The organism is Mesorhizobium sp. M7A.F.Ca.AU.002.02.1.1, assembly GCF_003998535.1.
Lineage (GTDB): Bacteria > Pseudomonadota > Alphaproteobacteria > Rhizobiales > Rhizobiaceae > Mesorhizobium > Mesorhizobium ciceri.
Map to the genome: position 1 here is coordinate 1 of NZ_RZPB01000740.1, position 2,939 is coordinate 2,939.

The 2,939-nt window shown below is 62.5% G+C and carries 5 protein-coding genes; 3 read left to right on the top strand and 2 right to left on the bottom strand.

Annotated features, from left to right (window positions below; genetic code table 11):
- Positions 1-62 precede the first annotated feature (62 nt).
- Positions 63-203, bottom strand: a complete 141-nt coding sequence (locus tag EN879_RS30415) for a DUF1127 domain-containing protein (protein WP_013531314.1) — start codon at positions 201-203, stop codon at positions 63-65.
- Between the two features lie 49 nt (positions 204-252).
- On the bottom strand, positions 253-393 hold the full coding sequence (locus tag EN879_RS30420) for a DUF1127 domain-containing protein (RefSeq protein WP_013531315.1): 141 nt from the start codon (positions 391-393) through the stop codon (positions 253-255).
- Between the two features lie 239 nt (positions 394-632).
- Between EN879_RS30420 and EN879_RS30425 the strand changes: the two genes are divergently transcribed.
- From EN879_RS30425 to EN879_RS30435, 3 genes are all read left to right on the top strand, one after another.
- A complete protein-coding gene (locus EN879_RS30425; protein WP_063168110.1) occupies positions 633-1,751 on the top strand; it encodes a DUF2157 domain-containing protein in 1,119 nt (372 codons plus the stop codon).
- On the top strand, positions 1,748-2,332 hold the full coding sequence (locus EN879_RS30430) for a GDYXXLXY domain-containing protein (protein ID WP_063168109.1): 585 nt from the start codon (positions 1,748-1,750) through the stop codon (positions 2,330-2,332). The genes EN879_RS30425 and EN879_RS30430 overlap by 4 nt, the downstream gene beginning before the upstream one ends.
- A gap of 26 nt (positions 2,333-2,358) precedes the next feature.
- Positions 2,359-2,939 (top strand): aromatic amino acid lyase (locus tag EN879_RS30435; protein ID WP_164774678.1); only part of this gene is annotated, 581 nt, incomplete at its 3' end.

Here is a 2,939-nt window from a genome sequence, read left to right on the forward strand (position 1 = left end):
GAGGTAAGGGGTGACCGTATTCGTCAAGGTCGGGGAGGAGGTCGACCCTGGCGAAATTCTGTCTAGATCGCCTGGCGGGCGATGATCTTGATTTCGTCGCGGACGATACCGAGATCATGCAGCTGGCGGTTCGAAAGGCGACCCAGCTCGGTAACCGTCTCGCGATAAACGCGCCAGTTACGATAGTTGCGGATCAGGTTCATTGTCGTTCTCTTTTTCAAAACTGGTTCGGACCATTCGCGGTCCGAAGAATTAGACCGCCTTGCGAGCGACGTAAGGAATGTCGCTGCGGCTGATGCCGAGGTCGGTCAGTTCACGGTTGCTCAGGCGGCTCAGCTCGGACACGGTGTCCCTGTAGCGGCGCCAGTTGCGGTAGTTGCGGATCAGGTTCATGGTAGTTCTCGTTTCGTCTTTCTTGCGGATCATTCCGTTTGTGTACGAACTATAAATAGGCGGACCCATATCGATTTAAAAGCGCTATGGCTGCATGGCAGCAATGCAAATTGTGCAATGCAGCATTAACGCTCGTTCACGGACCTGACACAAAGAAACCCGAATCGGAAAATGCCTAAGCGTCAACGGCTTGACCGGATCGGCTGCAAAAAAGACCAAACTTGGGGGGGAGAAGCAGCATGGCGAGCTATTCGTCGCGGGTCAGGGCGGATATCGCGCGCTGGCAGCAGGCCGGCATGATCGACGCCGCGACGGCCGATTCGCTGGCGCGCGATGTCGAGGCCAACGAGCGCAAGTCGCTGAGCTTCGGCTCGATCCTGGCTATGATGGCCGCCTTGCTGTTCGGCGCCGCCATCCTGATTTTCGTCGCCGCCAATTGGGACGCGATCCCGAGGCTGGCGCGCGTGGCGGCGCTGTTTGCCGTCATCCTTGGCGGCTATGTCGGCGGCGCGGTGCTGAAGGCCCGCGACCATGCGGCAATCGGGGAAGCGCTGTGGATCGTGGCGGCCGCGGCTTTCGGCGGCTCGATCGCGCTGATCGGCCAGATGTATCATCTCTCGGGCGACGAGGCCTCGGCTCTGGTGACCTGGGGAGCCGGCACGGCGCTGGCGGCGGTTGCGCTGCGATCGAACCCGCTGACGGTGGCTTCGGTCGGCATCGCCGATGCCTGGCTGGTCCTCAAAGGCTTCGACTATTACAGCCGCAGCGATTTTCCGCACGGCTTCGTCGTGATGGCGATCGTGCTGTTTGCCGTCTCGTTCTGGACCCGCAGCCAGGCGGCGCGCCACCTGATTATCCTGTCGGTGCTGTTCTATCTCATGCTGCTGGTCACCAACCACGACACGCTGCAGGTGGCGATCCCGCTGGTCGTCGCCTCGGCGCTGCTGTTCGCGGCCTCGGTCTTCGCGCCTGGCCCGGTCGACCGGGTCGTGCAACTCGGCGGCCGCTTGCCCTTGCACGCGCTGCTCGCCTTCCTCACCGGCCTCGCAATGATCCAGTTCGAACTCGCCGACGAGAGCACCTACAACAGCGGTTTTGCCCTCGCTTCGGCGATCGCGCTGGCCGGTGTTGTCGCCGCGATCGTGCTGGCAGGACGGGAGAGCCGTGGGCTACGCTGGCTTGCCTATCTCGGCTTCGCCTTCGAACTCGCCATCATCTATGTCGTGACCCTGCAATCGATGCTCGATACGGCCGGTTTCTTCCTGGCCGCCGCGGTGCTGCTCGGCATCCTCGCGATCGTCATCATCCGCGTGGAAAAACGCATGAAGGGCCCAGACGCCAAGGGAGCCACGGCATGATCACCGGGAAAAGGCTTGTCATCTCGGCGCTGGTGCTGGCGCTCGTCCAGATAGGCTTCCTGAGCTGGATCATCGCCGGCCGGGCGGCGATCCTGCGCAACGGCAAGGAAGTGCTGCTGAAGATCGAACCCGTCGATCCGCGCGACCTCCTGCGCGGCGACTATATTATCCTGGGCTACGAGATTTCACGCATACCGGTGAAAATGATCGCCAACATTCCGCCCGACAAATTTTCAAGCGACGATACGTCGATTGTGGTGCGCCTGAAGAAGGGCGCCGACGGCTATTGGCAGCCGACGGCCGCCTGGTTCGGCAAGGCGCCAACGATGGCAACCGCCGACGAGGCCGATATTCTAGGCCACATCGCCGAAGGCTGGGACCTTCGCGGCGAAGAGGCGACCATCGCGCCGGACTATGGCATCGAGCGCTTCTATCTGCCGGAAGGCGAGGGGATGGCGATCCAGAACGACATGCGGGTGCGGCCATTCGGCATCCGTCTTGCTCTTGCCGGCGACGGCACCGCGCAGATCAAGGCGCTGGTCGACGGCGACAAGACGCTGTTCGAGGAACCACTCTACTAAGTCCCTTATTTCCGATGGTGTGAAGCATGCCAGTTAGCCTGTCGACGCGTGAAGACATCAACCTCGACACTGTCTTCCGCGTCGCCTGGAAGAAGGACACGGTGGAGATCAGCGAGAAGGCCTTGCAGCGCATCGCCGAATGCCGCGTCTCGTTTCTGAAGCTGATTGAATCCGATCCGCCACCGGTCATCTATGGCGTCACAACCGCCATGGGGGAATTGGCAAGCCGAAAGCTCGAACCTGACGAGCGTGATCGCCATGCGCGCATCAAGGCGTTTGCCGCCGCCACCTCGTTCGGCGATCCCTTGCCGGATCGCGTGGTCAGGGCGATCGTGCTTGCCCGTCTGACAAACTTCATCGAGGGCAACGCCGCCACCACGCCGCGCATCGCGCTTGCCGTGGCCGCGATGCTCGACGGTGGGCCGATGCCTGTCGTGCCGGCCTCCGGCCAGGGCGGCGCCGGTGAGATCCTGGCGCTCTATCCCTTGTTTGCAGAACTTTCGACGCGCTTCGACCTCGAGGTCAAGGAACGCGGCTCGCTCATCAACGGCTCGCCCTGCGCCGCCGCTTTGGTGGCCGACGCAGCGCTCGCGGGGCGCCGCCGCAT